The organism is Pantoea sp. AG1095 (assembly GCF_003208415.1).
GTDB classification, from domain to species: domain Bacteria; phylum Pseudomonadota; class Gammaproteobacteria; order Enterobacterales; family Enterobacteriaceae; genus Pantoea; species Pantoea leporis.
Window position 1 is genome coordinate 1 of the sequence record NZ_QKMJ01000022.1, and the last position, 1,375, is coordinate 1,375.

The following is a 1,375-nucleotide window of genomic DNA, read 5'->3' on the forward strand; positions in this document are numbered from 1 at the left end:
GAATTCAAACTCTCGGCCATTCACTATTTTCTTAGCGGCCATGCCGGTATTGATGGAACGGCTAAGCACTTCAGCATTGCCCCTACTAACCTGCGCCGCTGGGTTGCACGCTATCAGCATCACGGTGAGCAGGCTTTGCTTCCCCGCGGGCACCGGCGTTATTCTTCCGACTTCAGAGTTCAGGTGGCGCATTACGTTCTGGCTCATCCCGGTGAGTCATACGCCGCGGTTGCGGCGCGTTTTAATCTCACCTCATACAAAACGGTTGAATCCTGGGCTCGTCAGTACAGCCTTAAAGGCCACTACGCTTTCCAGCCCGAAAACAGCACGCGGAGTATACGAATGTCAGACAAAGCAAAATCACCAAAACCTGCCGGATCAATGACGGAAAAAGAGCTGCTTAAGGAGCTCGAATACCTTCGCGCCGAAAACGACTATCTGAAGGTTATGCAGGAGATTATCCTGGAAAAAAAGCGCCGGGAGCGGGAGAAAAAGCCGCTGCAGTGACGCGGTTGCGCACGCGGCATCGCCTGCCGGTGCTGCTGAGCGTATCGCGGCTGCCGAAAAGCACATTTTTTTATCAGCTTGCCCGCCAGCAGGCGGCGGATAAGTACGCAGAGGTGAAGGCGCTCATCGTCAGGCTGTCGGAGGAGCATCGCAGTCTTTACGGCTACCGGCGCATGGGCTGCCTGCTCAGGCAGCACGGCTGGACGCTGAGCGGGAAAACCGTGCTGAAGCTGATGTCGGCGCTGGGCCTGCAGTCGCCGGTAAGAAAGAAGAGATACCGGTCCTGTCGCGGGCCCGAAGGGCGAACAGCCGGCAACGTGCTGCAGCGCAACTTCCGGGCACAGGCACCGAACGAGAAGTGGGTAACGGACGTAACGGAGTTCAGCGTTGCGGGTGAAAAATGCTACCTGTCCCCGGTTCTGGACCTGTATAACGGCGAAATCGTGGGCTGGGAAACGGCGCGTAAGCCGCTGATGCCGATGATAAACAATATGCTGAGCAGTGCCTTGCGGCATCTGACGGGCGAGCAGCGTCCGCTTCTTCACAGCGATCAGGGCTGGCAGTATCAGATGCCGGAGTATAGGCAGCGCCTGGCGGAAAACGGGATAAAACAGAGCATGTCGCGCAGAGGAAACTGCCTGGACAACGCGGTGATGGAAAACTTCTTCGGTCATCTGAAGTCGGAAATGTTTTACCTGAAGAAATACCGTGATGTAGAGGAGCTGGAGAAGGATATCGGAGACTATATCCACTTCTGGAATACTAAGCGGATAAAAATGGGGTTGGGTGGGCTGAGTCCGGTAGCGTACAGGACTCAGCATTACGCAGCGCTTTAACTAAACGGTCCAGGTTATGGGGTTCAGTTCAT

The 1,375-nt window shown here is 55.6% G+C and carries 1 protein-coding gene; it reads left to right on the plus strand.

All coding sequences use genetic code 11. From position 1 onward, the window contains the following. Positions 1-1,343, plus strand: a protein-coding gene (locus DEU53_RS22875; RefSeq protein ID WP_110868470.1) for an IS3 family transposase whose coding sequence is annotated in 2 segments (ribosomal slippage) — positions 1-475 and positions 475-1,343 — 1,344 coding nt annotated over the 2 segments. Because the reading frame shifts where the segments join, the coding sequence is not laid out codon by codon here. This gene is flagged as partial in the annotation. Between the last annotated feature and the right edge of the window lie 32 nt (positions 1,344-1,375).